Genomic DNA, 26,297 nt, shown 5'->3' on the forward strand with positions numbered 1-26,297 from the left:
CCCGAGACTAGTCAGCCGCGGCGGAGCCGAGCAGACAATGCCGAGATGAATGAGGTCAGTTCGGCGATCCGCAGCACCCGGGCGCCGAGGAAGATCAGGCCCAGGTCGAGGCTGCCGACCACGGCTGTCTTGATCGCGGCCTGCGACCACGACCGCTCGGGCCAGAGGTGGTCGAAGCCGCGGCCGGCGAACCAGGCGACCGTCGTCGCGACAGCAGTCACCAGCAGCATCCTGATCGCGAACCGGAAGAGCAGGTCGGTACGCAGCGGGCCGATGCGCCGGTTGAGCCGGGTGTAGGCGTTGACCGAGCCGACCAGATAGGCCAGACCCCAGGCCGCGGCCAGCGCCGGGGCGGTGTGCTCGGGGTCGACCCGATGCACCAGGGCCACCGCGGCGACGATGTTCACGGCGGCGACCAGGCACTGCATCCAGAAGACCGTCTTGTTGCGCTCGAGGGCGTAGAAGCCGCGCAGCAGGACGTACTGGGCGGTGAAGAAGACCAGGCCCGGTCCGAACATGGCGATGGTCGGGCCGTAGGCCTTGTACTGCGACGCCGAGGCCCCGAAGCCGAACATGATGTGACCGAGGTCGATGGCGAGGACCGGGAGCAGGGCGGCGAAGGGCAGCACGATCGCGAGCGAGGCGCGCAGCGTGCGGACCACGCCGTACGCGAATCCTCGGGGATCGATCGCGACCACCCGTGCCGAGAGTGTCGGCAGGATCGCCGTGGCCAGCGAGACCGTGACGATGGAGTGCGGCACCTGCGTGAGCAGGAAGCTGTAGGAGTAGATGGTGTAGCCGGTGCCGTCCCGGCCACTGCCGCTGGTCGCGAGGATGGTGACCACGGTGTAGGCGATCTGGTTGACCACCACGAAGAGCACCGTCCACACACCCAGGCGCAGGGTGTGGCTCAGGCCGGTGTTGCGGAAGTCGAAGCGTGGTCGGTAGAGGAACCCGGACCGGCGCAGGTAGGGCACCAGCACCAGGAACTGCACGGCGATGCCGGCGGTCGACCCCAGCCCGAGCCACAGCTCCTCGGCGGGGGAGTACGCGCCGGTGCCGGCGGTCCCGAAGTGCGCCATGTAGGTGACCAGGACCGCGACCGAGATGATGTTGTTCGTGATCGGTGCCCACATCATCGGCCCGAAGCTGCCCCGGGCGTTGAGCACCTGGCCGACCAGCACGAACATGCCGTAGAAGAAGACCTGCGGCAGGCAGTAGCGGGCGAAGGCGACCGCACTGGCCGTCTCCTCCGCGCTGTGATGGTGGAAGTAGAGATGGATCAGCCACGGGGCGCCCAGCACCAGCAGCACCGTGACAGCGCCGAGGAAGAGCGCCGCCAGCGTGATCACCCGCTGGGTGAAGGCGTCGCCGCGGTCCTCGTCGTTCTTCAGCGCTCGCACGAGCTGCGGCACGAGCACGGCGTTGAAGACGCCGCCCGCGAGCAGGATGTAGAGCATGTTCGGGATCGTGTTGGCGACGTTGAAGACGTCGGCGCGAGCGCCCGAGCCGATCGCCGCCGCGAGCAGCGCCGCACGGACGAAGCCGCTGAGCCGGGAGAACAGCGTCCCGACGGCCATCACCGCGCTCGCGCCGCCGATCGAGGTGCGACCGACACCGGGCAGCATGGCCGTACGCCGCGCAGGCACCGCCTTGCGCTTGCCAGCGCTCATCGGGGCTCCGCCGGGGTGTCAGCGTCGCCCACGCCGGCGGCCTCGGTCGCCGCGTTCGCGGACGTCGAGGGGCTGGCATCGGGGTCGGTGTCGGGCTCGGGGTCTGCCGGTCGGGTCCCGGCGCGGAGCCGCCGCACCAGCCTGACCACGATCGCGGTGAACAGCAGGCCCAGGCCGCAGCCGATGAAGAGCCAGATGATGCGGCTGACCTGCGCCGTACGGATGGGGAAGCTCGTCTGCGAGCCGAGCGGGATGCCGCCGCTGTCCGTCAGCTGCAGGATCACCGTGTGCACGCCGTTGGTGGTGGCCTTCGCGGTCAGAAGGACACCGGTGCGGCCGTCTGCCGGGATGTCCAGCTTGCGCGGGGCCGAGATGGTCATGCCGTTGTCGGCCACGGAGCGCACCTTGACGGTGATGTCCTGATCGAGGCCGTTGACCACCGTGGCGTTGAACTTGCCGCGATCGCTGGCCAGCGTCACCGACGGCGGCGCCTCCACGGTGACAGTGCGCAACTGGGCGTCGATCGCCTCGCGAGTGCGCTCTGCCGCGGCCCCGCCGGCCCCGCCGCGGGCGGTGTAGGACGCGCTGGTGAGCGCATCGTCGAGCACCGTGGTGCCGACGGCGTTGTTGTGGCTCAGCACGCTCTGCAGCACGCTGCCCGCCTGCCGCAGCCCGTCCACGGCGGCGAACGTGCGTCCCGGCAGCTCGCTCTCGAACTCGGCGTCGGGATAGCGCATACGGGTGGGCTGAACCTCCTGGGCCACCGACGTCAAGGTCGCCCCGTCGATCGAGCTCGGCTGGATCCACCTCTTGTGCAGACCGTCGAAGAAGGCGGTGCTGTCCCCCGCGGGGTTCCACTCGGCAGGCAGTACGGCGATCACCGGGTCGTCGGTACCCAGCCGCAGCGCCGACTGTGCCAGCAGCTCCTGGCGAACCGGGACCAGGCCGAGCTGGTCGCCCGGCGGCGGCCCGCCGGAGGCGACCAGCGAGGACGTGGTGATGACCGCGCGGCCGCTCACGCTGGCGACGGCCGGCACGGTCCCGCTGATGGCCTGGTCACTGAGGAGCAGCTTGGGCGCGCTGGAGCCGACGTTGAGGGCGCCCGGCTGGAGATAGCCGTTGATCGGGGCATCGATCGGGGCGGCGTTGGTGATGCCGAGCGCGGTCAACGCCTCGGTGCTGCGCCGGCGCGCGACGGCGTACAGGCCGGGATCGTGGCGTGCGCTGGCCGCCAGGTCGAGGTCGCCGTAGGGGAGCGCGTAGACGGCGGGGCTGGTCTTGAGCTCGGCGATCAGGCGCGCCAGCCATGCCTTGGCGATGTCGGCGGCGTCGTCCGCGGCGGCTCGCTCGTCGCCGCTCTGCGTCGGACTGGGGCTCGGGGAGGCCCCGCCGGCCGTGTCGCTGCCGTCGGTCGGGGCGATGCTGCGCGGGGGGTTGCCGTCGGCGAGCTGCTTGATGGCGTCGATGACGGCGGGGTCGACGAGCCAGGAGACGGGGTGGCCTGCGGCGAAAGTGAGCACGTTGTCGAGCCGGCCGCCGGTGGAGATCCGCTGCACCCACTTCTCCGGAGCGGCGAGGGTGCCGTCGGGCTGGCGCAGCACCCGCTGCCGCAGCGGTACGACGACGGCAGTCTTCACCGGAGTGGTCTTCTTCCCGGCATCGACCAGCGGCAGGAACGTCCGGGCCCGCCCGTCGGCGGCCTTGTCCCGGCCCGCGGCGTCGGTGCCGAGCACCTGGACGCCGAACCAGTAGACGCCCGGTGCCGTGATCGGGTTGCCGTCGCTGTCGACCAGGTCGCCGCGGGGGATCGTCAGGGAGTAGGTGTCGCTCTGCCCCGGCTGCAGCGAGGCGATGGTCTCGAAGTCGCCGTACGTGGTGATCCGGTTGCCGACGTCCTGGGTGGGGTCGGAGAGCGACGCCTCGGTCAGCTCGGTCTCGGTGGTCAGCGGGGTGCTGCCGATGAAGGCGTGGACGTTGATGTCCTGCCAGGTCTGGGTGTCGTCGTTCGTGATCGTGCCCGAGACCTGCACCGTGCCCTTGGTGGGGTCGGCCTTCAGCGAGGACGGGCTCAGGCTCTCGATCGTCACGCCCAGCGGGTCGGCCTTGGCGCTGGCGGTCCTGCTGTCGGTCTTGTGCACCTGGGCGGCGTGTGCAGCCGTCGTCGGGAGCGCGGCGAGGCCGGTCAGGACGGCGAGCAGGAGCGTGACGACGGTCGTCGCCGGCGCCCACGCAGGGACGGTACGGCGAGCGGGCATGCGGTTGAGGATATCGGCCGGACGGCGGGGCTCCGACTGCGCGATGAGGCAAGGCCGTGCCCGGTCCTTCGCGGACCCGCCGCGAGTGCGCCAGCCACGGGCAGCGCGGCTAGAATCCTCCGTCGTGTCTGATCCGTCCCTCGCTCCCCTCTCCATCGTCGAGGTGCAGCGAGCGGTGGACGCCGAGCTCGACCGGCTGGCCGGGGTGCTGGAGCCGCTGGGTGAGTTGTTCGCGGCCGCCGGACACGAGCTGGCCCTCGTCGGTGGCCCGGTCCGCGACTCGATGCTCGGCCGGCCGGTGAACGACCTGGACTTCACCACCTCCGCGCACCCGGAGGAGACCGAGCGGCTGCTCAAGCAGTGGACCAGGGCGACCTGGGACATGGGTCGCGACTTCGGCACGATCGGTGCCCGCAAGGACGACTGGGTGGTGGAGATCACCACCTATCGCTCCGAGGCCTACGACCCGGACTCGCGCAAGCCCACGGTCGCCTACGGCTCCTCCCTGGCCGGTGACCTCGGTCGCCGCGACTTCACCGTGAACGCGATGGCGGTGCGCCTTGCCGGGCCCGAGGGGGTCGGACGCAGCGTCGAGGACCCGTACGGCGGCGTACTCGATCTTGCGCACCGGGTGCTGCGCACCCCGGGTCGGCCCGAGGACTCGTTCTCCGACGACCCGCTGCGGATGATGCGGGCCGCCCGCTTCGCCGCCCAGCTCGGCTTCACCGTCGCGCCCGAGGTGGTCGAGGCGATGACCGCGATGGCGGGTCGCATCTCGATCATCTCCGCCGAGCGAGTGCGCGACGAGCTGGTCAAGCTGATCTGCGCTCCGTACCCGCGCCGCGGACTCGCCCTGCTGGTCGAGACCGGACTGGCCGACCTGGTCCTGCCCGAGCTGCCGGCGCTGCGGCTGGAGGCCGACGAGCACCATCGTCACAAGGACGTCTACGAGCACAGCCTGACCGTGCTGGACCAGGCGATCGACCTGGAGTCACGGCTGCCCGACGGCGGTCCCGACTTCGTCTCCCGCTTCGCGGCGCTGATGCACGACGTCGGCAAGCCGAAGACCCGCCGCTTCGTCGACGGCGGCGCGGTCACCTTCCACCACCACGACGTGGTCGGCGCCAAGATCACCCGCAAGCGGATGAAGGATCTGCGCTTCTCCAACGACGAGATCGACGCGGTCTGTCACCTGATCGAGCTGCATCTGCGCTTCCACGGCTACGGGACCGGGGAGTGGACCGATTCCGCCGTACGTCGCTACGTCCGTGACGCCGGCGACCAGCTGGAGCGGCTGCACATCCTGACCCGTGCCGACTGCACCACCCGCAACCGGCGCAAGGCCGAGCGGCTCGCGCGGACCTACGACGCGCTCGAGGAGCGGATCGAGCGGCTGTCCGAGGAGGAGGAGCTGGCTGCGATGCGCCCGGCCCTCAACGGCGAGCAGATCATGGCGCTGCTCGGTATCGGGCCGGGGCCGACGGTGGGTGCGGCGTACAGGTTCCTGCTCGAGCTGCGCATGGACGAGGGTGTCCTGTCGGAGGACGAGGCCGCCGCGAGACTGCGTGCGTGGTGGGCTACTCGGGAGTAGGTTCCTCCCCATGAGCGATCTCACTGCCTCTGTCACCATCGCCGCCCCGCCCGCTGACGTGTGGGCCCTGGTCACCGACGTGAAGCGGATGGCTGAGTGGAGCCCGCAGGTCCGGCGCTCCTTCGTGGCCGGCGGTCAGGTCCGGCTGGGCACGCGGTTCTTCAACATCAACCGCGACGGCTGGAAGCACTGGCCCACGACCGCGAAGGTGGTCCGCTTCGCGCCCAACGCAGACTTCGCGTTCCGGATCACCGAGAACAGGACGGTCTGGTCCTTCCGGCTGGAGCCGACCGCCGACGGTGGCACCGTGCTGACCCAGGCCCGCGAGACCCCCGACGGGATCGCCCCGATCTCCCACGCCCTGGTCAAGGTCGGCCTGGGCGGGCAGGAGTACTTCATCGGCTCGCTCGAGACCGGGATGGCGCAGACGTTGCAGCGGATCAAGGTGGCTGCGGAGAACTGATCTCGGGCGCGCTGGTCGGTGTAACACGTCGTCCGTCGGAGTAACACGATGTTCAGGGGGAGTAGCTGCACGTCTAGACAGGCTGCTACTCCCCCTGAACATCGTGTTACTCCCGACGACGTGACATGGCCCGCCCCGGGCCGCGACAGCGATGACGTTGCTCAGGCCGCGCGGCGGCGCTCGACGATGACGTACGGCGCGAGGTCGCTGATGTCGGTGCCCCACATGGCGGTGGTCGCGTCATAGGCACGACGCGCTCGAAGTTTGGCGGCTCCCCGGCCAGGTCCCCAGACGTCGGTCCAGATGAAGCGAGACATCCCGAGGCGGTAGCCGCGGAACCAGTCCTCGCGATTCTTCTCCTCGAACAGAGCATCCTCGGGGGTGAGGAGCCGGCGGCTCGTGTCAGGGCGCTGATACTTCTGGCGACCGTCGAACTCGAACAGGTGTCGCCCTGCTCGAGCATCGGCCCACGCCTCGCGGCGCTCGTCGCGCATCCCGAACTGGGTGTGCACGGGGCCGATCCCGGACTCTTCCAACAGCAGCCGCATCAGCGTTTCCGGCACGGACTCGGAGCCGCCGGAGGACTGCGCCAGGCAGATCACAGCACGTCGGTGGTCCGGCCAGTGCAGCATCGTGTCGAGGATGTTCTCCAGCTCCAACACGGTCGTGCCCTGCCAGCGCACGCGGTCGATGGCCACCTCACCGTACGGCGAGCCGTGCTCGCGCGCGATGTCGATCGCGGTTCGAGCCGGGTCGAGCACTCGAAAACCGTTGGCCTCGACGACGTCGCCCTTGCGGTAGGGCGCTAGATGGTGCTTGATGCCATGGCGATTGTGGGTGCCGACATTCGGGCGCGTGACATGGGTCATCCGGCGCGGTGGTAGCAGCAGACCGAGCCCCAGCTCCAGGGCGGCCGTCTCGTGACTGCGGACGAACGGGACGGTGATCCGAAGGCAGGCCGCGCGGTCGACCAGCCGTTGCCTCCCGGCGAGCGTCGTGGTCGAGGAGACCAGCTCGGCGTCGGCGTAGACGCCGCGCCGTACGACGCACCATCGGCCACTGCGGACGAGTCGGACGATCTCTTCGGTGGTCATGTCGGCTGCCAGGGCCTGGGCCCGGCTGATGAGCCCGTGCTGGTTCGCCATGAGGCCGAGCACCTTCGTCCGCATGGTATGAGCGTCGGTCAGTGGCTGGCCCGTTGCCAGCGCCGTACCTGGGGCTGTGAAGTTCGCGGACTGGCGGGTCGCTGTGGACGAGATTCGGCCGGTCTGGGAGGAGTAACACGCTATCGACTGAAGTGACACGATGCCCAGGGGGAGTAGCAGCACGTCTGGACAGGCTGCTACTCCCCAGAACATCGTGTTACTCCCGATCGCCAGCCAAGAGAAATGACGAAGCCCCGCCTCCCGAATCGGGAGGCGGGGCTGTCGTTGAGCGGTGTCACTCGCCGGCGATGAACTTCTCCAGCAGAGCGCGACCCTCGGTGTCCTCGATCTGAACCGGCGGGCTCTTCATGAGGTAGGCCGAGGCCGGGATGATCGGGCCGCCGACGCCGCGGTCCTTGGCGATCTTCGCGGCACGGACGGCGTCAATGATGATGCCGGCGCTGTTCGGGGAGTCCCAGACCTCGAGCTTGTACTCCAGGTTGAGCGGAACGTCACCGAAGGCGCGACCCTCGAGGCGGACGTAGGCCCACTTGCGGTCGTCGAGCCACTGGACGTAGTCCGACGGGCCGATGTGGACGTTCTTGTCGTCGATCTTGTTGGCCAGCGGGCCGGTCAGGTTCGAGGTCACGGCCTGGGTCTTGGAGACCTTCTTGGACTCAAGACGCTCGCGCTCGAGCATGTTCTTGAAGTCCATGTTGCCGCCGACGTTCAGCTGGTACGTGCGGTCCAGGATGACGCCGCGGTCCTCGAACAGCTTCGACATGACGCGGTGGGTGATGGTGGCGCCCACCTGCGACTTGATGTCGTCACCGACGATCGGAACGCCAGCGTCCTCGAACTTCTTCGCCCAGACCGGGTCCGAGGCGATGAAGACCGGGAGCGCGTTGACGAAGGCGACCTTCGCGTCGATGGCGCACTGCGCGTAGAACTTGTCGGCCTCCTCCGAACCCACGGGGAGGTAGGAGACGAGGACGTCGACCTCGCGGTCCTTGAGGATCTGGACGACGTCGACCGGCTCGGCCGCCGACTCCTCGATCGTCAGGCGGTAGTACTTGCCGAGGCCGTCGAGCGTCGGGCCGCGCTGGACCTCGACGTTCTTGAACGGCACATCGGCCAGCTTGATGGTGTTGTTCTCCGAGGCGTTGATGGCCTCGGACAGGTCCTTGCCGACCTTCTTGTCGTCGACGTCGAACGCCGCGACGAACTCGACGTCGGAGACGTGGTAGTCACCGAACTTGACGTGCATGAGACCGGGGACGGTGCCCGTCGGGTCGGCGTCCTTGTAGTACTCGACACCCTGCACGAGGGAGCTGGCGCAGTTGCCGACCCCCACGATTGCTACGCGAATCGAACCCATCAGGGCTCCTTCCTTTCTGTGGTGGTCACTTCCGCACCTGCAAGACCTGAGGCGGGATTTCGCTCGGCATCGATGAGTCCGGAGAGCCATCGCACCTCCCGCTCCACCGACTCGACACCGTGGCGCTGAAGCTCCCCGGCGTACTGGTCGACTTCCTTCTGCGTCAGCGACAGCTCGCGCTGGACGCGATCGAGTCGCTCCTGGAGGCGGCTGCGGCGTCCCTCGAGGACGCGCAGCCGGATCTCCATGTCGGTGCGACCGAAGAAGGCGAAGCGGATGTCGAAGTTGTCGTCCTCCCAGGCGGTGGGACCAACCTCCGACATGAGCCGCTCGAACTCCCTGTGACCTGGTTCGGTCACCTGATAGACGATCCGCGGGCGGCGCGTGACCGGGGTGACCGACGTGGTCGACTCCTCGATCAGGTGCGCACGCAGCATCTTCTTGAGAGTGGGGTAGAGCGAGCCGTAGGACAGCACCCGACCCCATCCGAGCATCAGATTGAGCCGCTTGCGCAGCTCATAGCCGTGCATGGGTCCCTCGTGCAGCAGTCCGAGGACTGCCAGCTCGATGGTCTCTGCCCGACGTGTCATGAGACCTATCGTAGCGATATATCCGCATGTTGCGAATCCCCGGTACATCGGAGTGTCGCATCGGTGGGGCTCGACGCTCCTCCCGAGGCCTCGACAGGGGGTTGCGGCCGGTCGGGACGGTGTCCGATGAATCTGGGATCCTGCGCCCCCATGCGTACCCTCGTAACGCCCGACCCCGAGATCGTGGAGATATTGACACGTGAGTGGTACCTCGCCCAGTGGCGGTAGACGACGCAACACGTCGCCCTCCGGCACCCCCGCCCAGCGCCCTTCGAGCAAGGGCGGACGCCCCAAGAAGCCGCTGACCCGCAAGCAGCAGGTCCGCCGTGTCCTGAAGTGGTGCGTGCTGGTCGGCCTCGCCGGCGTCGTACTCGTCGCAGGTCTCGCCGTGGTGGCGTACAACAGGACGTCGGTCCCGAACCCCAACGCGGAGTTCAAGACGCAGACGTCCTACATCTACTACGCGGACGGCAAGAACAAGGTCGGCCAGTTCGCGCTGCAGAACCGCGACTCCATCTCCTACAGCGAGATGCCGCAGAACCTGAAGGACGCGGTGGTCGCCGCTGAGGACCGCACCTTCTGGACCAACCACGGCATCGACCCCAAGGGCATCCTGCGCGCGGCGTTCAGCAACGCCAAGGGAAACTCCACCCAGGGCGCCTCCACGATCACCCAGCAGTACGTCAAGGTGCTTTACCTGAACCAGGAGCGCACCTACAAGCGCAAGGCGAAGGAAGCGATCCTGTCGCTGAAGATCCAGCGCCAGATGAGCAAGCAGCAGATCCTCGAGGGCTACCTCAACACCATCTACTTCGGTCGAGGCGCGTACGGCGTGCAGGCGGCGGCGGAGGCCTACTTCAACGTCCCGGCCAGCAAGCTCAACCTGCGCCAGGCCGCGGTGATCGCCTCCGTGCTCAACAACCCGACCCAGTTCGACCCGGCCAACGGTGCCACCCACAAGGAGGCGCTGCAGCGCCGCTACTCCTATGTCCTGGCGGGCATGGCCAGTGCCGGCAATATCACCGCCGCGGAGGCGACCAAGGCGGCCGCGAAGCTGCCGAAGTTCCCCAAGGAGCACGCCTCCAACACCTACGGCGGCCAGAAGGGCCACGCGCTAGCCCTGGTCAAGAGCGAGCTGCTCAAGCTCGGCTTCACCGACGCCGAGATCCAGGGCGGTGGGCTGCGGGTCACCACCACGCTGACCAAGAAGGCGATGGACGCCGCGGCCAACGGCGTCGCGCAGGCCAAGCCCGCGGGCTTCGGCGACAAGCAGCTGCACATCGGCGTCGCGACGGTGCAGCCCGGCACCGGCGCCCTGCTCGGCTTCTACGGCGGTCAGGACTACCTGCAGTCGCAGATCAACTGGGCCGCCACCGGCGGTATGGCCGGGTCCACGATGAAGGCGGTCACGCTGGCCACGGCGCTGGAGGCCGGCTTCTCGCTGAAGTCGACCTTCGACGGCAACTCGCCGTACACCTTCCCCGGTGGTCTCGAGGTGCACAACGAGGGCGAGCAGGCCGGTGAGGCCAACGGCCACAGCTACGGGGCGAAGGTCAACACGATCTACGCGCTGCAGCAGTCGATCAACACCGCGTTCGTCGACATGTCGCACTCGATCCCGAACGGCCCGAAGAAGATCTACCAGAACGCCCTGAAGATGGGCCTGACGCCGGAGAAGGCGAACCCCGACTACCCGGGCATCCCGTCGACGACCAACGACCTCCAGTCCTCCGACTCGCTGATCACGCTCGGCAAGGCGGCCGCGAGCCCGATCAACCTGGCGAACACCTACGCCACCATCGCCGACGGTGGCAAGCGTGCCGGCGTGCACGTGATCAGCAAGGTGACCGACCAGAACGGCACCGTGCTCTACAAGTACAAGAACCACACCGACCAGGCGATCCCGCAGGACGTCTCCGACGACGTCTCCTACGCGCTGCAGCAGGTCGTCAAGGGCGGTACCGGCAAGGCAGCACTGGCACTGGGTCGCCCGGCCGCCGGCAAGACCGGTACGGCGACGGCGCCCAACGCCGACGGCAACGGCACGCACGTCTCCTCCGCCTGGTTCGTCGGTTACACGCCGCAGGCCGCCACCGCGGTGATGTACATCCGCGGCAACGGCCGCGAGGCGCTCGACGGCTGGATGCCGTCGTACTTCGGTGCCGACTACCCGGCCCGCACCTGGACCGCGGTGATGCAGGCCGACATGGAGGGGCTGCCGGTCGAGGAGTTCCCGCCGGCGGCCAACGTCACAGGCACCCCGCCGGACACCAGCCACGCGCCGTTGCCGTCGTACACGCCGAAGCCGAAGCCGTCGAAGAAGCCCAAGCCGTCCAAGACGCCGAAGTCGACCCCGACCCCGTCGCACCAGGTGCAGCCCTCCGCGCCGGCGAGCAGCCAGGCCCCGGTAGGCGGTGGCGGCAACGGTGGCGGCAACGGTGGCGGCAACGGTGGCGGCAACAACTGTGGCTTCGCGTGTACCTCGCAGCCGTCGACCACGCCCGGGCAGACCATCACGGCGACTCCTTAGCTGCACTCTGGGGCGCGCTCCGCGCGCTGGCTCCCGCGCTCGCGGTCAGCGCCAGAGCTCGTACCTCGCTCGCGCTGCCGCTCGCTTGATCGCCTAGGATCCGGGCATGGCTGGCGTCGTCGCACCCGCGCACGAGGACCGCGTCGTTGAGACGCTCAGTGAGTCCATCGGCGGGCCGGTCGGCGAGCATGCCGGCCGGCACCGTTGGTGGACCCCCGTCCGGGTGCTGCTGCTGCTCACCGCCATCGTGATGGCGCTCGGCATGGTGCAGAAGAGCAGCTGCTACAGCCAGACCTGGTCCAACGGGAACACCCGCTACACCCACATGTGCTACTCGGACCTGCCCTACCTCTACACGGGTCGTGGCTTCGCCGAGCTGAAGTGGCCCTACAGCGGCGACGCCACCACCCGCTCGCGCTACGAGGTGATGGAGTACCCGGTCGGGATCGCCTACTGGGCGTGGGGCACGGCCTACGTGACGCACTGGTTGGCGGGATCGCCCGACCTGAGCTCCCGCGCCGCGCTGTCGACCGACAAGCTCTGGGGTGAGCCCGGCGTGCTGCACGAGATCAGGCTCTACGTCTCGGTCAACACCATCGGCTTCGCCGTCGTCGCCCTGCTCGCGTGCTGGCTGATCGCCGGCGTCAACCGCCGACGACCCTGGGACGCCGCGGCCTTCGCGCTCTCCCCGGCACTGCTGCTGACCGGCATGATCAACTGGGACCTCCTCGCCGTCGGCTTCGTGGCGGGCGCGCTGTGGGCGTGGTCGCGCGACAGGCCGATCCTGACCGGCGTGATGATCGGGCTCGGTACGGCGACCAAGCTCTATCCGCTGTTCCTGCTCGGCGGCCTGCTCGTGATCTGCTGGCGCAAGCGACGATGGACCGACCTGATCATGGTGACCGGTTCAGCGGTGATCGCCTGGGTGCTCTTCAACCTGCCGGCGCTGATCAGCGGCGTGGCGCAGTGGAAGGTGTTCTGGTCCTTCAACAGCAGCCGTGGCGCCGACCTCGGCTCGCTGTGGCTGGTGGCGCAGCAGGTCACCGGGCACACCTTCAGCCCGCACACGATCAACGTCTGGTCGTGGCTGCTGTTCGCCGCGTGGTGCCTCGCCGTACTCGTCGTGGGGATGCTCGCGCCCCGCACACCGCGCTTCGCGCAGCTCGGGTTCCTGATCGTCGCCGGGTTCCTGATCGTCAACAAGGTCTACTCGCCGCAGTACGTGCTGTGGCTGCTCCCGCTTGCGGTGCTGGCCCGGCCGCGCTGGCGTGACCAGCTGATCTGGCAGGTCAGCGAGGTGCTCTACTTCGCCGGGGTGTGGTGGTACCTCGGTGGCCTGTTCACCGCCGGCGGCGGCACCGACCAGCCGTTCTACTGGCTGGTGGTCGCGATCCGCGTGGCCGGCGAGCTCTACCTGGTCGGTGTCGTGGTGCGCGACATGCTCTGGCCGCAGCACGATCCGGTCGTGCTCACCGAGGCCGCCGACGAGGAGCGCTCGACTCAGTCGACGATGATCTCGTCGAACGTCGTGGTGGTGTAGCGGACCCGCAGCGGGATCCGCTCGCCGACGTCGGGCACCCGAGCGCCGTGCGGCAGCAGCAGCATCGAGGCCTGCATGTGCGGCGGCTCGGCGAAGACCAGCTGCTGGCCGTCGAGGAAGTACGGCGAGCGCACCAGCCCGACGGCATCCAGGCCGCCGCGAGCGGCCGCGTTCGCACGCGCCTTCAACGAGCCCGCCCCTGTCGGTGCGGTCAGGCCGAGCCCGTGCGCCGTCCCGCCGCTGGCGATGATCAGGTGGCCGGCCCGCAGCGCCGTACGACCCCGGTAGCCGAACGTGTCGCCACGGTCGATCGGGTGCACGTCCTGCACGACCGCCGTGACCTCGAACGCGCCCCGGTCTCCGAGCCACAGCCCGGTGCCGACGCGCGGTCGGATGGTGAGGTCGGCGTACTGCTGACGCAGGGTGGCCAGCTCGGCCGCGGTGAGGTGGCTGACCCAGACCGTGGTGACGCCTGCGCCGATGACGTCGTCCATCAAGGCGCGTGCCTCGGCCAGGTTGGCGCCCTGGGCACCCATCGGAAGATGGATCGCGACGCCCTCGAGCCGCGCGCGGTTGCGGGCCTGGCCGGCCAGGTCCCACAGGTCGGCGGCGGACAGGCCGTGCCGACGCATGGACGTCATCCGCTCGAGTACGACGCGGGCGCCGGGCTGGCGCGCCAGCAGATCGCCGAGATCGGCGGGCCGGGAGACCGTGTGGATGACCCGGTGGGCCAGGGCCGCCTCCAGGGTCGGCTCGTAGGGACGCCACGGGGTGAGCACCAGCAGGTCGCCGTGGAAGCGGCTGGCCGCCTCGGGCAGCTCGGCGTAGGTGCCCACGGCCAGGGCGTCGCTGCCCAGCCACTCCGCGCGGCGGGCGAGGCTGCCGACCGTGAGCCCGTAGCCGTTGCCCTTGGCGACCGGCACCAGACCGGGCGTCTCCTCCAGCACCGAGCGCAGGTGGTCGCGCCAGCGCGTGCCGTCGACAGTCAGTCTGAGTGTCATCGTGCGCGCCTCCTCATGTAGAGGTCGAAGGCCCGGTAGATCATCGGGCGCAACGGCAGGTCCCATTCTCCGACGTACTCGACGGCACGGCCGCCGGTACCGACCTTGAACTGGATCAGACCGACGTGCGAGTCGTCGGCCGACAGCGTCGGGGTGATGCCGCGCAGGTCGTAGACGTCGCAGCCGGCATCGATCGCGTGCCGGATCATCGCCCACTGCAACGCGTTGGAGCCGCGCACCTCGCGCTTGGCGGTCGAGGAGGCACCGTAGGAGTACCAGGCGTGGGTGCCGACCCGGACCAGGATCGTCGAGGCGACCAGGTCGCCCTCGTGGTGGGCGGAGAAGAGCGTGATCCGGTCAGGATCCTCGGCGCTCATCGCGCCGAACATGGTGCGGAAGTAGCTCAGCGGTCGCGGCGTGAAGTGGTCCCGCTCGGCGGTGTGCACGTAGAGGTCGTGGAAGGCGGCCAACGCCTGGTCGAAGCCGTCCTGGGCGGGAGTGACGGAGGTGACCTCGACGCCCTCCTTCGCGGCCTTCTTGATGTTGCGTCGCCACAGCTGGTTCATCCCGGCGAGTACGTCGTCCTCGCTCCGACCCCGCAGCGGGATCTCGAAGGTGTACTGCGGCTGCCCCGCGCCGAAGCCGTCCTCGGGGCTCTGCAGCCGCCACCCGGCGCCGCGCAGCTGGCTGACGACGCGGGCGCCGACCGGGTCCCGGCGGCTGGGTACGAGGTCGCCGAGCCGGCCGACGCCGTCGTCGGCGATGCCCTGCTTGACCTGGTCGGCGCTCCAGGAGGCCGTGGTGACCGGCGGCCCCATCCGCACCCCGAACGCGCCGTTGCGCTTCAGGTACTCGGCCAGCGGGTCCAGCCAGTCGGCGAGTGGGAGGGTCCAGTCCACCGAGGGTCCCTCGGGCAGGTAGGCCAGGGTGTAGCGCTTGAGGCGCGGCACCGGCCGGTGCAGCACCAGGGTCGCGCCGATCAGCTCCTCACCCTCGAACAGGCCCAGCGACTCCGAGCGCCACTCGGTCTTCACCTGGGCCCAGGCGGGGGTCTGCAGGAAGCTCACCGATGACCGGCTGCGGATGAAGGACAGATGCTCCGCTGTGGACAGGGGTCGAACGGTGACACTCACCTGCGGAAGGTTACCTGGGTTGGGAGTGGGGCGGTGGGGCGGCGGTTTTGACCCCCAGGGGTCAGAACCGCAGGTTGATGGGCGAAGCATTGCCCCCCAAGGTGCGGTTTTGACCCCCAGGGGTCAAAACCTCCTCCTACGCCGCAGGCCCCCAGCCCAGCGCCGGCCCCAGCCGGGTGGCGATGTCGGTGAGGATCTGCACGTAGTCGTCGTGCTCGAAGCTGAACGGCAGCGCGAAGGCCACCTCGTCGACCGCCTGGTAGCCCGCATGGGCGCGCAGCGCATCGGCGATCTCGGCGGAGGTACCGACGATGTCGGGGGCGAAGAGCAGCCCGGCCGGACCTTGCGGCTCACGCGTCCGCGGCAGCCGGGCATCGGCGTAGGCCCGGTAGCGGGCGGCCTGATCGGGCGTGGCGGTGTCCGTCGGGATGACCACCAGCCCCTGGGAGACACGGGCCTGCGCACCGGCCGGGTGTGCGGCCCGGTAGGCGTCGATCTGGCGGCGCTGGATGGTGGCGAAGTCGTCCGCGGACCCCTCCGCCTTGACGACCGAGGAGGTCAGCAGGTTGAGACCGTGCTCGCCCGCCCAGACGCAGGAGCCGAGCGATCCTCCGCCGTACCAGACCCGATCGCGCAGCCCGCGCGACTGGGGCTGGATCGAGCGCGAGAACGTCTCGATCCCCATCGTGCCCTCGAAGTCGGAGACGGGCTCGCCGTCGAGGTAGGACAGCAGCCGCTCGAGGCGTCCGTAGGACAGGTCCTCGGTCTCGTGGGATGCGGGGTAGAGGGCGTGCTTGTAGCGGTCGTAGTTCATCGGTGGCCCGACCGAGAAGCCGGGGTTGATCCGGCCGACGCCGTCGACGGCGGAGAGTACGTCGAGGGTGCCGAGGTCCTCTGCCAGGCGGAAGGGGTTCTCGGCGCCCAGCGGGGTGACGGCGGTGCCGAGCTCGATCCGGGAGGTGCGCTGGGTGGCGGCCGCCATGATCGTCACCGGCGAGGAGATGCCGTGCTGCAGGTGCCGGTGACGCAGCCATGCGGAGTCAAAGCCGAGTCGCTCGCCCAGCTCGATCACCTGCAGCGTCTCCTCGATGCCGGGACGCGGGTCGGCGGGGTCGAAGAGCCCGATGGTGAGGAAGCCGAGGCGGCGCAGCGGGCGGTTCATGGCGCTAAGTCAACCATCCCGCTCGACTAAAGCCGCTCGCGGAGCCAGGCGAAGTCGGCCTGGTGCTCGGCAGCACCGCCCGGTGTCTCGCACACCACCGGCGCGTCGGCCGCGCGGACGACGCCGGCCAACAGGTCCGGGTCGATCCGGCCGGCGCCGAAGTTGGCGTGCCGGTCGGCGCCGGAGTCGAACTCGTCGCGGCTGTCGTTGCAGTGGACCAGGTCGATCCGGCCGGTGATCGCGCGGACGTCGTCGACGACCGTCTCGAGCGCATTGCCGCCGGCGTGCGCATGGCAGGTGTCGAGGCAGAAGCCGACCATGTCGGCCTGCTCGCAGGAGGCGATCGCGTCCCAGACCCGACCGATCCGGTCCAGGTAGCGGGTCATGGCGTTGTCTCCGCCGGCGGTGTTCTCGATCAGCAGCGGCAGCTTGAGGTCGGTCGCCTCGATCGCCTTGCGCCAGTTGTCGAAGCCCTTCTCGGGGTCGTCCGACTTGTTCACGTGGCCGCCGTGCACGATCAGGCCCTTGGCGCCGATCGAGGCGGCCGCGTCGACGTGCTGCTGCAGGAGCTTGCGCGACGGGATGCGGATCCGGTTGTTGGTGGTCGCCACGTTCACGATGTACGGCGCGTGCACGTAGAGGGCGATCCCGGCCGCCTCCGCGTCCGCCTTGAGCGCCTCGGCGCCGCCGGCGTAGGCGAACTCCGGGCCCTTGTAGCCCTGCGGGTCGCCGAGGAAGAACTGCACCAGCGGCGCCTTGCGCGCAGCGGCCTCCGCGATCGGATCGGTCTGGTCGACATGGGCACCGATGAGCATGGGAGCAGCCTAGGCGGGAGCGTGATTAGGGTGCAGCATGACCATCGCGCTGATCGCGGCGGCCGCCGCGCTGACAGCGGCCGGGTTCGTGCTGCTGCGCTCAGCCGGCCAGGATCCGCGCCACGGCGGCGCCGGACAGCGCGATCGCCCCGAGGAAGCAGCCGGCGGCCGCCCACAGTCGTCCGGGCGTGCGGACGGCAGGGCCGGCAGGGGGACGTGGCGGCGGTAGCGCGAGCCCGCTCTGCAACGGCAACGCGGCGGCCGGCAGCCGGTCCGGGATCTCGATCCGGCCGTCCCAGGCGGGCAGACCGAGGCCGCGCAGCTCCACCAGCGCCGCCGCTGCGGTCGCCGGCCGGTCCTCCGGATCGTCCCGGGTGAGCGTCGACAGCACCGGTCCCAGGGCTGACGCCGGGATCGCCGCGACAGCCGACGCTGGGTCACCCGTCAACAGCTGGATGGCGACCCTGCCGACGGCGTACAGGTCCGAACGGGGGTCGGGAGGGCCGCCGGCAGCCTGCTCGGGCGCCATGTAGCCGTCGGTGCCGACGCCACCGGGCGTGCGCGTCAGCCGCGGCTCCTCCCGCGTCGCGGCCACCCCGAAGTCGGCCAGCCGCAGGTGCGGGCGATCGTGTCCGGTCGCCTCCAGCAGCAGGTTCGCGGGCTTCACGTCGCGGTGCACCACCCCGGCCGCGTGCACGGCGGAGAGGGCCTGCAGCAACTGATCGAGGAGTACGCCGACGAGCGGCTCCGGGAGGGTGCCGTGGGTCAGCAGCAGCTCGTGCACGGAGCCGCCCCTGACCAGGTCCATGGTCAGCACCACCAGGTCGTCCTCGGCGGCCCACCCGGTCGGTGCCACCACGTGCCGGTGCGGGATCCGCAGGCCCTGCTCGCGAACGAACCGCAGCAGCAGCGAGGTGCCGCGCTGGGTGAGCACCTTCACCGCCAGCCAGCTCTGGGTCCGCTGGTCGTAGGCGCGCCAGACCGACCCCATGCCGCCGGACCCGATCTGGTCGACGAGCACGTAGCGGCCGGCGATCGGGTGCTGCCGGCTGCCGAGCCCGGGCTCCATGGCTGGGAGCCTAGGCCACCCGGGCAGGTCCTACGGTGGTGTCTGTGCGGACCAACTGGGCAGGCAGCCATACCTACGAGGCGACCGACGTCGTCACACCGGCAAGCGTCACTGAGGTGCAGGAGCTGATTGCGGCCTCGCCGCGCATCCGGGCGCTCGGCAGTCGACACTCCTTCACCGATCTGGCCGACACCCCCGGCGTACAGGTCTCGCTCGAGGGGCTGCCCGCGACGGTCGAGGTGATCGGTGACGTGGTGCGGGTGCCGGCCGGCCTGCGGTACGGCGACCTCGCCACCGAGCTGGTGCCGCGCGGCCTGGCGCTGGCCAACCTCGCCTCCCTGCCGCACATCTCCGTGGCAGGTGCCGTCGCGACCGGCACGCACGGCTCGGGACGGCGCAACCAGTCCCTGGCGGGTGCCGTCCGGGGCATGGAGCTGGTCACCGGCACCGGCGAGCTGGTGCGGCTCACCGGCGCTGAGCTGACCGGTGCGGTCGTGGCCATGGGCACGCTGGGCATCGTGACGTCGCTCGACCTCGCCGTGGAGCCGGCGTTCGAGCTGACCCAGGTCGTCTACGAGGGGTTGAGCTGGACGGCGCTGCTGGACCGCCTCGACGAGGTGCTGAGCTGCGCTTACTCGGTCTCGGTCTTCACCCCCTGGGTCGGTGAGGACGTCGGCCAGGTCTGGGTGAAGGCGCGCACCTCGACAGGCTCGGTGACCGGGGAGCCGGTCGAGGTGCTTGTCGACGCGGGCGCGCACGTGGCGACCGAGCAGCGGCACATGATCGCCGGGATGGCCGTCGAGAACACCACTCCGCAGCTCGGCGTCGCGGGTCCCTGGCACGAGCGGCTGCCGCACTTCCGGATGGGCTTCCTGCCGAGCGCCGGGGAGGAGCTGCAGACCGAGTACCTGGTCCCGATGTCGCGGGCCGCTGAGGCGCTGGGCGCCGTACGTGCGCTCGGGGAGGCGATGCACGAGGTGTTGTTCGTGACCGAGCTGCGTACGATCGCGGCCGACGACCTCTGGCTCTCCGGCGCGTACGGCGAGGACGCGATCGCCCTGCACTTCACCTGGCACCGGGATCCGCTCCGGGTCCAGCCGCTGGTCGACCGGCTCGAGGAGGTGCTGCTCCCGCTGGGGGCGCGCCCGCACTGGGGCAAGGTGTTCCGGGCGCACGCCGACGCGCTCGCGCCGCTCTATCCGCGCTGGAGCGACTTCCTCGACCTGGCCGCACGGCTCGATCCTGAGGGCCGGTTCCGGAACGCCTGGACCGAGCGCCACCTGGGGATTTAGGCCGGCCGCTCGGCGCTTGATAGCCTGTCCCGTCTTCGTCTGCCCAGTCGGATGAGGACAACGCACAGCCCTCCTGCCATGGAGAGACCATGGCCGCTGAGTCCGTAGGAGGTGGGAAGCTATGCGTGCTTACGAGGTTGTGGTCATTCTCGACCCTGCCACTGACGAGCGCACCGTCGCTCCGTCGCTCGACAAGTTCCTCAACGTGGTCCGCAACGACGGTGGCACCGTCGAGTCGGTCGACGTGTGGGGCCGTCGCCGCCTGGCGTACGAGGTCAAGAAGAACGCCGAGGGCATCTACGCCATCGTCAACTTGACCGCCGAGCCGGCCACCGTCAAGGAGCTCGACCGTCAGCTCACGCTGAACGAGTCGATCCTGCGTACCAAGGTCATTCGCCCCGGCAAGTGACCCCCTCGTTCTTGTCGGTCCCGTGCTGTTTGATGGGCCGACAAGGACGTAGATCAGAACGAGACCTAGGGAGACGCCATGGCTGGCGAGACCGTCATCACCGTGATCGGCAATCTGACCGACGACCCGGAGCTGCGCTTCACGCCCTCCGGCGCTGCGGTCGCCAACTTCACGGTGGCCTCGACGCCGCGCACGCTCAACCGCCAGACCCAGCAGTGGGAGGACGGCGAGACGCTGTTCCTGCGCTGCTCGATCTGGCGTCAGGCTGCTGAGAACGTCGCTGAGTCGCTGACCCGGGGCACCCGGGTCATCGTCCAGGGCCGCCTCAAGGCGCGCTCCTACGAGACGCGTGAGGGTGAGAAGCGCACCGTCACCGAGCTCGAGGTCGACGAGGTCGGCCCGTCGCTGACCTGGGCGACCGCGAAGGTCAACCGGGTCAGCCGTCAGGGTGGCTCCGGTGGCGGCGGCTTCAACGCCGGCGGTGGCGGTGGTTTCAGTGGCGGAAACGCCGGTGGAGGCGCTCCGCAGCAGGCTCCGGCCAACGACCCGTGGGCGACCCCGGCTCCGCAGGCTCCCGCCCAGCAGGGCGGCGGCTACGGCGGCAACCAGGGCAACCCGGGCCAGGGCGGCCAGGGCGGCAGCGCTCCGGCCAACGACCCTTGGGGAGCTCCGGGCATCGGCTCGGACGAGCCCCCGTTCTGATCAACAGCTCAGACCGAATCCCTCAACCATTCCGACCTAGGTCGGGCTTCTAGAAAGGAAGCACCACAATGGCCAAGGCAGTGATTCGCAAGCCGAAGAAGAAGGTTTGCCAGTTCTGCAAGGAGAAGGCGACCGGTGTCGACTACAAGGACACCACCCTGCTCCGCAAGTTCATCTCGGACCGCGGCAAGATCCGTGCTCGCCGAGTGACCGGCAACTGCGTCCAGCACCAGCGCGACGTGGCCATCGCGGTCAAGAACGCGCGCGAGGTCGCTCTCCTGCCCTACACCTCTACCGGTCGCTGAGAGGAGACGACATCATGGCGAAGATCATCCTGACCCAGGAAGTCTCCGGTCTCGGTTCGGCGGGTGACGTCGTCGAGGTCAAGGACGGCTACGCGCGCAACTTCCTGCTTCCGCAGGGCGTCGCGATCCGTTGGACCAAGGGCGCCGAGAAGGAGGTCGAGTCCATCCGTGCCGCGCGTGCCAAGCGCGCTGCTCGCGACCTCGACCACGCCGCCCAGATCAAGGGCAAGCTCGAGTCGGCCGCGGTCAGCCTCAAGGTCCGTGCCGGCCAGGACGGTCGCCTCTTCGGCGCCGTCACCGTCGCCGACATCGCGGGTGCCCTCGAGGCCACCACGGGCGAGTCGATCGACAAGCGCACCATCGCGGTGAAGAACGCGATCAAGAGCCTCGGCAGCCACACGGTCGCCGTGCGCCTGCACGACGAGGTCACCGCTTCGGTGGCGCTCAACGTCGTTCCGGCCTGATCCACGTTCGGCGGCCGGTCCCTTCGGGGGCCGGCCGCTGCTGCATTTCGGGGGGTTGCGGGCGGAGTAACACGTCGTTGGGTGGAGTAACACGATGTTGAGGGGGAGTAGCAGCACGTCTGGACAGGCTGCTACTCCCCCTGAACACCGTGTTACTCCCAATCGTCGGCAGCCCCCTCGTCAGGAAAGCGCTCCGCGATCGCCGACAGCTTCCTGACGTACGCCGGCCAGTCAGCCTCACCCGGCAGGTTCGTGTGAGTCGCGCTGAGCCCGGCGGCGCCGTCGATCTGCTCGCGCAGGATGTCCGCGTGCCCGGCGTGGCGAGCGATGTCCTCGAGCACGTAGACGATCAGCTGCCGCAGCGCGATCTCGGCGCGCTCCGGCGGCCACCACGGGACCCGACCGACGGTGTCGAGGGGCAGCTCCTCGAGGGTCGCGTCGACGTACTCGCCCACCCGGCGGTAGAGGTCGATCAGCTCCGCTGCGGACTCCTCCTCGGTCGCGTACCAGTCGACCTGCGGGTCCTGGTCGTAGGCGTTGAGGGGGATGAGCTCGGTGGACATCGGCGGCGTGCGGCCGAAGGTCGTGCCGAAGTAGCCGGCCTCGACGTTGAGGCAGTGCTTCACGATGCCGATCAGGCTGGTCCCGGTGGGCGTACGGGGCAGGCGCAGCTCGCGCTCGGAGAGGCCGTCGGCCTTCCACAGCACGGCCTCGCGCGCCAGGCGCAGGTAGCGCTGCAGCGCCTCCTTCTCAGAGTTCGTCATGGCCTGACGCTAGGCCGAGGCACCCGTCACGAGCCAGTGATCTCCGCGCGCCCGGTGGGTGAGCACCACGAACCGGGCCCCCATGAAGACCACCGAGAAGGTCACCCAGACCCATGCCAGCCCGCCGCCGAGCGCGACGGTCAGCGCGAGGACGGGCACGTAGATTGCGAGGACGAGCAGTCCGCCGAGGGCGAGGTAGCGGCCGTCGCCGGCACCGATGAGGACGCCGTCGAGGACGAAGACGACGCCGCAGACGGGCTCGGCGAGCGCCACGATGAGCAGCACCGTGACGAGTCGCTGCCGTACGTCGGCGTCGTCGGTGAAGAGCGCGCCGAGCAGCGGGGACCCGGCCGCGAGTAGTACGCCGCCCGCGACCCCGACGACGACGCCCCACCACACCATTCGGTTGGTCGCGGCACGTACGGCTGCGCTGTCGCCGGCTCCCAGAGCGCGCCCGGTGATGGCCTGGGCGGCGATCGCGATGGCGTCGAGCACGAAGGCCAGGAGCGTCCACAGCGTGAAGGCGATCTGGTGCGCAGCGAGCGCGGTGGCCTGCTCGTGACTGTCGTGCGTCGCGGCGGTGCGGCTGACCGCGAAGGTGGTCACCAGCAGCGCCGCCCGCAGGGTGAGTGTCCGTACCACCAGCGCGACGCCGGCGCGGGCCGCCTGTCGGATGCCGGAGAGATCGGGACGCAGCGAGATGCCGTCCGAGCTGCGTACGACCACGGCGACCAGTGCGAGAGCGGCCAGCAGCTGGGCGCAGAGCGAGCCGAGCGCGGAGCCGCGGATGCCGAGGCCTGCGCCGTACACGAGGAGGAGGTTGAGAACGATGTTCAGCACGTTGCCGCAGATCGCCACCACCATCGGCGTGCGGGTGTCCTGGAGGCCGCGAAGCACTCCGGTGGCGGCCATCATCAGCAGCAACGGGGTGATGCCGACGGCGGCGATGCGCAGGTAGGCGGCGCCTTGGTCGGCGACAGGAGCATCGGCGCCGGCGACCTGGACCAGTGGGTGGGCGAGCAGGACGCACGGGACGGTCACGACCACGCCGATGAGGACGGCCAGCCAGAGTCCGTCGATGCCCTGGGTCAGAGCGCCGCGGGTGTCGCCCGCCCCGAGCTTGCGCGCCACCGCTGCGGTGGTGCCGTAGGCGAGGAAGACGCACATGCCGGTGATGGTCTGCAGCACCACGCCGGCGACCCCGAGCCCGGCGAGCTGGCGGGTGCCGAGGTGGCCGACGATCGCCGAGTCGGCGATCAGGAAGAGCGGCTCGGCGACGAGTGCGAGGAAGGCCGGTACGGCGAGGCGCCAGATCTCCCGATCGGCCTGGTGATCGCGTCCTGGCACCGGCACACGGTAGCGGGCGCTGGCCCGCTTGGGGCAGTCGGCCTAGGACGAAAGGCCTCGTTTTGACGGGCGGTGGAAAACCTGTGCATAGGGGTCTAGACCGGCGCTAAGTCGACAAACACGCAGACCACGCCGAGATGACCGCCGGATGAACGCGGTCCCAGGACCACAATTTCGGTTCCACACTCCCACAGGCGCGTTTCCGCAGGTCAGAGGCATGGTCGGCGTGTCGCTCGGTGTGTCGTGCACAGCAGTCTCCCCAGGCTGTGCACCTCAATCCACGGGTCTTCCACGGGTATCGGCCGGTTATCCCCAGGGCCTGTGGATAAGGGAGTGTCTTTTGGGGGTGATGCCCACGTAAGGTCGCGCTGACCGGTCGGCACGCAGGCTCTGGGGAGCACCCCATCAGGCACCTTCCCGGAACTGTCGGATCTGCCGACTATGGTCGCGAACGCGAGACTGGGAGGTCGGATTTGAGCGTCACCGAGGAGGATGCGCGCAGCATGCAGGAGCCGCCGTTCGACGGGTGGGGCGACGGGCCCGCGGCGTTCGAGCCTGGCGAGCAGAAGCGCGCACCCAACGACCGCACGCCGCCGCAGGACATGGCGGCGGAGCAGTCGGTGCTCGGCGCGATGCTCATCTCCAAGGACGCCATCGCGGATGTCTCGGAGTCGGTCCGCGGCGCCGACTTCTACCGGCCCAGCCACGAGACGATCTTCGACGCGATCATCGACCTCTACGGGCGCGGCGAGCCGGCCGACATGATCACCGTCGCCGGTGAGCTGCAGCGCCGCGCGCAGCTCGAGCGCATCGGCGGCGCCCCCTACCTGCACACCCTCGCGGCCAACGTCCCGATCGCCTCCAACGCGAGCTACTACGCCGAGATCGTCAAGGAGAAGGCGACACTGCGCCGGCTCGTCGACGCCGGCACCAAGATCGTGCAGATGGGCTACGCCGGCGAGGGTGACGTCGACGACATCGTCGACGTCGCGCAGGCCGAGGTCTTCAAGCTCACCGAGAAGCGGTCCACCGAGGACTACGCCCCGCTGTCGGACATCATGGACTCCGTCCTCGATGAGATCGAGACGATCTCCAACCGGGACGCGGGCCTCTACGGCGTACCGACGGGGTTTGCGGACCTCGACGACCTGACCAACGGCTTCCAGGGCGGCCAGATGATCATCGTTGCGGCGCGTCCCGCGATGGGTAAGTCGACGCTGGCGCTGGACTTCTGCCGTGCGGCCTCGATCCACAACAACCTCACCAGCGTCTTCTTCAGCCTGGAGATGAGCCGCGCCGAGATCACGATGCGTCTGCTCTCGGCCGAGGCGAAGGTGCCGCTCAACCACATCCGCAACGGCAACATGACCGACGACGACTGGAACAAGCTGGCCCGCCACATGCCGGCGGTGTCGGCGGCTCCGATGTTCATCGACGACAGCCCCAACATGACGATGATGGAGATCCGCTCGAAGGCGCGGCGGCTCAAGCAGCGCCACGACCTCAAGCTGATCGTCCTCGACTACCTCCAGCTGATGAGCTCGGGCAAGAAGGTGGAGAGCCGCCAGCTCGAGGTCTCGGAGTTCTCCCGCCAGATCAAGCTGCTGGCCAAGGAGCTTGAGGTCCCGATCATCACGCTCTCCCAGCTCAACCGTGGCTCCGAGCAGCGCGCCGACAAGCGCCCGATGGTCTCCGACCTGCGTGAGTCCGGCTCGCTGGAGCAGGACGCCGACATGGTCGTCCTGCTGCACCGCGAGGATGTCTACGAGAAGGAGTCGACCCGCCCCGGCGAGGCCGACATCATCGTCGCCAAGCACCGCAACGGCCCCACGCGCGACCTGGTGGTGGCGTTCCAAGGTCACTACAGCCGGTTCGTCGACATGGCGCACTAGCCGAGTTCTGCTTGTCGAGATGCAACGTAGTTTGACGAGATCGACAGCCGGATAAATTATCCGCTCCACCGACAGTCTGGCCGCCTCCAGTGCGGTAGGTCGATGGAGCCGGGGACCACGGAAAAGCCGACTTCCGTACGCCGGACGCGACCCGAGCGATACGCACTCCGCACACAATCACGCTCGGGTGCAACAGCCTGCTCTGGAACCACAGCCGCGACCTGACTGTGCTGCGACGGGCTAAGTTGTGGGCGGCGGCGTCCGCCCCGGCCTGCCCCGCACAAGGTCGAGCCGGGGTGCGTCACCAGTTGTAGTAGTTGGCTTCGCCACGTCGTGAGGGCTGCTTGACCGATTCGCCGTCCAGGTCTTGGACCGAACCGCCGTTCAGATGATCGGAGCCGCCTCGCGTCCCTCGGTTCTCGATCAGGCCAGCGACGTGTCGGGATCCGGCCAGTTTGCCGCCGGGGTGAACCCGCACAAGTCCCCGTCCTCGACGTGCGTGGATCCACTCTGGTCGCCGAGTACGTCGGCCACGGCATCCACTCCACGTGCAGCGAGCCAGAGTGCTGCCCGACGATGCGGGTGGAAGTGCCTTCCGGGGCTGCGGGGTTCGTTCCAGCATCGCAATGCAGGAACGCGCTTGCCGTGCAAGGTGACCTGCCTCACCGTTTGGGTTCCAGATTGACCTGTCACTCGTCGTGCAGCCGACCCGGTCGTTCTTCCATTCGCTCACTGTTCCGCAGCCTGCTGGGCAGGCAGCCAAAGTGGCGAGAGGAC

At 69.3% G+C, this 26,297-nt stretch carries 22 protein-coding genes; 10 read left to right on the forward strand and 12 right to left on the reverse strand.

Annotated elements, in window-relative coordinates; translation table 11 throughout:
* Nucleotides 1–11: 11 nt before the first annotated feature.
* Nucleotides 12–1,673 carry a murein biosynthesis integral membrane protein MurJ gene (gene murJ, locus H036_RS0104090; protein ID WP_017933505.1) on the reverse strand — a complete coding sequence of 554 codons (1,662 nt, stop codon included), beginning with the start codon at nt 1,671–1,673 and terminating at the stop codon, nt 12–14.
* Nucleotides 1,670–3,928 (reverse strand): DUF6049 family protein, encoded by a 2,259-nt coding sequence (locus H036_RS0104095; protein WP_017933506.1) that lies wholly within the window; start codon nt 3,926–3,928, stop codon nt 1,670–1,672. The genes murJ and H036_RS0104095 overlap by 4 nt, the downstream gene beginning before the upstream one ends.
* Nucleotides 3,929–4,052: 124 nt before the next feature.
* Between H036_RS0104095 and H036_RS0104100 the strand changes: the two genes are divergently transcribed.
* Nucleotides 4,053–5,519: a CCA tRNA nucleotidyltransferase gene (locus H036_RS0104100; RefSeq protein WP_017933507.1), complete on the forward strand. Its 1,467-nt coding sequence runs from the start codon at nt 4,053–4,055 to the stop codon at nt 5,517–5,519.
* 10 nt (nt 5,520–5,529) lie between these two features.
* The gene (locus tag H036_RS0104105) at nt 5,530–5,982 is read left to right on the forward strand and encodes an SRPBCC family protein (protein ID WP_017933508.1); all 453 of its coding nucleotides are present in this window, start codon (nt 5,530–5,532) and stop codon (nt 5,980–5,982) included.
* A 161-nt stretch (nt 5,983–6,143) separates the two neighbouring features.
* Here the strand turns inward: H036_RS0104105 and H036_RS0104110 are convergent, their stop codons facing one another.
* The 3 genes from H036_RS0104110 to H036_RS0104120 all read right to left on the reverse strand — a co-directional run bounded on the left by H036_RS0104110 (nt 6,144) and on the right by H036_RS0104120 (nt 9,095).
* Nucleotides 6,144–7,151: a type IV toxin-antitoxin system AbiEi family antitoxin domain-containing protein gene (locus tag H036_RS0104110; protein ID WP_017933509.1), complete on the reverse strand. Its 1,008-nt coding sequence runs from the start codon at nt 7,149–7,151 to the stop codon at nt 6,144–6,146.
* A gap of 271 nt (nt 7,152–7,422) precedes the next feature.
* Entirely contained in the window at nt 7,423–8,505 is a 1,083-nt protein-coding gene (locus tag H036_RS0104115; protein WP_026145763.1) for an inositol-3-phosphate synthase, read from the reverse strand.
* Nucleotides 8,505–9,095 carry a PadR family transcriptional regulator gene (locus H036_RS0104120; RefSeq protein ID WP_017933511.1) on the reverse strand — a complete coding sequence of 197 codons (591 nt, stop codon included), beginning with the start codon at nt 9,093–9,095 and terminating at the stop codon, nt 8,505–8,507. Before H036_RS0104120 ends, H036_RS0104115 begins: the two co-directional genes overlap by 1 nt.
* Before the next feature lie 199 nt (nt 9,096–9,294).
* On the opposite strand from H036_RS0104120, the gene H036_RS0104125 reads away from it, so the two are divergent.
* Both H036_RS0104125 and H036_RS0104130 read left to right on the forward strand, forming a co-directional pair.
* Nucleotides 9,295–11,625, forward strand: a complete 2,331-nt coding sequence (locus H036_RS0104125) for a transglycosylase domain-containing protein (RefSeq protein WP_026145764.1) — start codon at nt 9,295–9,297, stop codon at nt 11,623–11,625.
* Nucleotides 11,626–11,731: 106 nt separating this feature from the next.
* On the forward strand, nt 11,732–13,165 hold the full coding sequence (locus tag H036_RS0104130) for a glycosyltransferase family 87 protein (protein WP_017933513.1): 1,434 nt from the start codon (nt 11,732–11,734) through the stop codon (nt 13,163–13,165).
* Here H036_RS0104130 and H036_RS0104135 read toward each other — a convergent pair.
* The 5 genes from H036_RS0104135 to H036_RS0104155 all read right to left on the reverse strand — a co-directional run bounded on the left by H036_RS0104135 (nt 13,126) and on the right by H036_RS0104155 (nt 18,345).
* Entirely contained in the window at nt 13,126–14,166 is a 1,041-nt protein-coding gene (locus H036_RS0104135) for an alanine racemase (RefSeq protein ID WP_017933514.1), read from the reverse strand. The genes H036_RS0104130 and H036_RS0104135 overlap by 40 nt on opposite strands.
* Nucleotides 14,163–15,299: a lipid II:glycine glycyltransferase FemX gene (locus tag H036_RS0104140; RefSeq protein WP_026145765.1), complete on the reverse strand. Its 1,137-nt coding sequence runs from the start codon at nt 15,297–15,299 to the stop codon at nt 14,163–14,165. Before H036_RS0104140 ends, H036_RS0104135 begins: the two co-directional genes overlap by 4 nt.
* 136 nt (nt 15,300–15,435) lie before the next feature.
* Nucleotides 15,436–16,461, reverse strand: coding sequence for an LLM class flavin-dependent oxidoreductase (locus H036_RS0104145; RefSeq protein WP_017933516.1), 1,026 nt, complete (start codon nt 16,459–16,461; stop codon nt 15,436–15,438).
* A gap of 26 nt (nt 16,462–16,487) precedes the next feature.
* On the reverse strand, nt 16,488–17,276 hold the full coding sequence (locus H036_RS0104150) for a deoxyribonuclease IV (protein ID WP_017933517.1): 789 nt from the start codon (nt 17,274–17,276) through the stop codon (nt 16,488–16,490).
* A 100-nt stretch (nt 17,277–17,376) separates the two neighbouring features.
* The gene (locus tag H036_RS0104155; protein WP_051068579.1) at nt 17,377–18,345 is read right to left on the reverse strand and encodes a serine/threonine-protein kinase; all 969 of its coding nucleotides are present in this window, start codon (nt 18,343–18,345) and stop codon (nt 17,377–17,379) included.
* Nucleotides 18,346–18,389: 44 nt separating this feature from the next.
* Between H036_RS0104155 and H036_RS0104160 the strand changes: the two genes are divergently transcribed.
* The 5 genes from H036_RS0104160 (at nt 18,390) to rplI (ending at nt 21,517) form a co-directional block, all read left to right on the forward strand.
* Nucleotides 18,390–19,637 (forward strand): D-arabinono-1,4-lactone oxidase, encoded by a 1,248-nt coding sequence (locus H036_RS0104160; RefSeq protein ID WP_017933518.1) that lies wholly within the window; start codon nt 18,390–18,392, stop codon nt 19,635–19,637.
* Nucleotides 19,638–19,758: 121 nt separating this feature from the next.
* Nucleotides 19,759–20,046, forward strand: a complete 288-nt coding sequence (gene rpsF / locus H036_RS0104165) for a 30S ribosomal protein S6 (protein ID WP_017933519.1) — start codon at nt 19,759–19,761, stop codon at nt 20,044–20,046.
* A 78-nt stretch (nt 20,047–20,124) separates the two neighbouring features.
* Complete coding sequence (locus H036_RS0104170) at nt 20,125–20,748, forward strand: single-stranded DNA-binding protein (protein WP_017933520.1); 624 nt, start codon at nt 20,125–20,127, stop codon at nt 20,746–20,748.
* 68 nt (nt 20,749–20,816) lie between these two features.
* Complete coding sequence (gene rpsR, locus H036_RS0104175; protein ID WP_017933521.1) at nt 20,817–21,053, forward strand: 30S ribosomal protein S18; 237 nt, start codon at nt 20,817–20,819, stop codon at nt 21,051–21,053.
* Nucleotides 21,054–21,067: 14 nt separating this feature from the next.
* Nucleotides 21,068–21,517 (forward strand): 50S ribosomal protein L9, encoded by a 450-nt coding sequence (gene rplI / locus H036_RS0104180; RefSeq protein WP_017933522.1) that lies wholly within the window; start codon nt 21,068–21,070, stop codon nt 21,515–21,517.
* Between the two features lie 152 nt (nt 21,518–21,669).
* Here the strand turns inward: rplI and H036_RS0104185 are convergent, their stop codons facing one another.
* Nucleotides 21,670–22,281, reverse strand: coding sequence for a DinB family protein (locus H036_RS0104185; protein ID WP_017933523.1), 612 nt, complete (start codon nt 22,279–22,281; stop codon nt 21,670–21,672).
* 9 nt (nt 22,282–22,290) lie between these two features.
* Nucleotides 22,291–23,634, reverse strand: a complete 1,344-nt coding sequence (locus H036_RS0104190; protein WP_017933524.1) for an MATE family efflux transporter — start codon at nt 23,632–23,634, stop codon at nt 22,291–22,293.
* A 497-nt stretch (nt 23,635–24,131) separates the two neighbouring features.
* On the opposite strand from H036_RS0104190, the gene dnaB reads away from it, so the two are divergent.
* Nucleotides 24,132–25,520, forward strand: a complete 1,389-nt coding sequence (dnaB, locus tag H036_RS0104195; RefSeq protein ID WP_017933525.1) for a replicative DNA helicase — start codon at nt 24,132–24,134, stop codon at nt 25,518–25,520.
* Nucleotides 25,521–26,297: the final 777 nt, after the last annotated feature.

Source organism: Nocardioides sp. Iso805N (assembly GCF_000364605.1).
Lineage (GTDB): Bacteria > Actinomycetota > Actinomycetes > Propionibacteriales > Nocardioidaceae > Nocardioides.

Excerpts from the sequence above, each read along its gene's own strand:
- murJ (WP_017933505.1), bottom strand. The coding sequence starts at position 1,673 with ATGAGCGCTGGCAAGCGCAAGGCGGTGCCTGCGCGGCGTACGGCCATG.
- H036_RS0104095 (WP_017933506.1), bottom strand. The coding sequence starts at position 3,928 with ATGCCCGCTCGCCGTACCGTCCCTGCGTGGGCGCCGGCGACGACCGTC.
- H036_RS0104105 (WP_017933508.1), top strand. The coding sequence starts at position 5,530 with ATGAGCGATCTCACTGCCTCTGTCACCATCGCCGCCCCGCCCGCTGAC.
- H036_RS0104110 (WP_017933509.1), bottom strand. The coding sequence starts at position 7,151 with ATGCGGACGAAGGTGCTCGGCCTCATGGCGAACCAGCACGGGCTCATC.
- H036_RS0104115 (WP_026145763.1), bottom strand. The coding sequence starts at position 8,505 with ATGGGTTCGATTCGCGTAGCAATCGTGGGGGTCGGCAACTGCGCCAGC.
- H036_RS0104120 (WP_017933511.1), bottom strand. The coding sequence starts at position 9,095 with ATGACACGTCGGGCAGAGACCATCGAGCTGGCAGTCCTCGGACTGCTG.
- H036_RS0104130 (WP_017933513.1), top strand. The coding sequence starts at position 11,732 with ATGGCTGGCGTCGTCGCACCCGCGCACGAGGACCGCGTCGTTGAGACG.
- H036_RS0104135 (WP_017933514.1), bottom strand. The coding sequence starts at position 14,166 with ATGACACTCAGACTGACTGTCGACGGCACGCGCTGGCGCGACCACCTG.
- H036_RS0104145 (WP_017933516.1), bottom strand. The coding sequence starts at position 16,461 with ATGAACCGCCCGCTGCGCCGCCTCGGCTTCCTCACCATCGGGCTCTTC.
- H036_RS0104150 (WP_017933517.1), bottom strand. The coding sequence starts at position 17,276 with ATGCTCATCGGTGCCCATGTCGACCAGACCGATCCGATCGCGGAGGCC.
- H036_RS0104155 (WP_051068579.1), bottom strand. The coding sequence starts at position 18,345 with ATGGAGCCCGGGCTCGGCAGCCGGCAGCACCCGATCGCCGGCCGCTAC.
- rpsF (WP_017933519.1), top strand. The coding sequence starts at position 19,759 with ATGCGTGCTTACGAGGTTGTGGTCATTCTCGACCCTGCCACTGACGAG.
- H036_RS0104170 (WP_017933520.1), top strand. The coding sequence starts at position 20,125 with ATGGCTGGCGAGACCGTCATCACCGTGATCGGCAATCTGACCGACGAC.
- rpsR (WP_017933521.1), top strand. The coding sequence starts at position 20,817 with ATGGCCAAGGCAGTGATTCGCAAGCCGAAGAAGAAGGTTTGCCAGTTC.
- rplI (WP_017933522.1), top strand. The coding sequence starts at position 21,068 with ATGGCGAAGATCATCCTGACCCAGGAAGTCTCCGGTCTCGGTTCGGCG.
- H036_RS0104185 (WP_017933523.1), bottom strand. The coding sequence starts at position 22,281 with ATGACGAACTCTGAGAAGGAGGCGCTGCAGCGCTACCTGCGCCTGGCG.
- dnaB (WP_017933525.1), top strand. The coding sequence starts at position 24,132 with ATGCAGGAGCCGCCGTTCGACGGGTGGGGCGACGGGCCCGCGGCGTTC.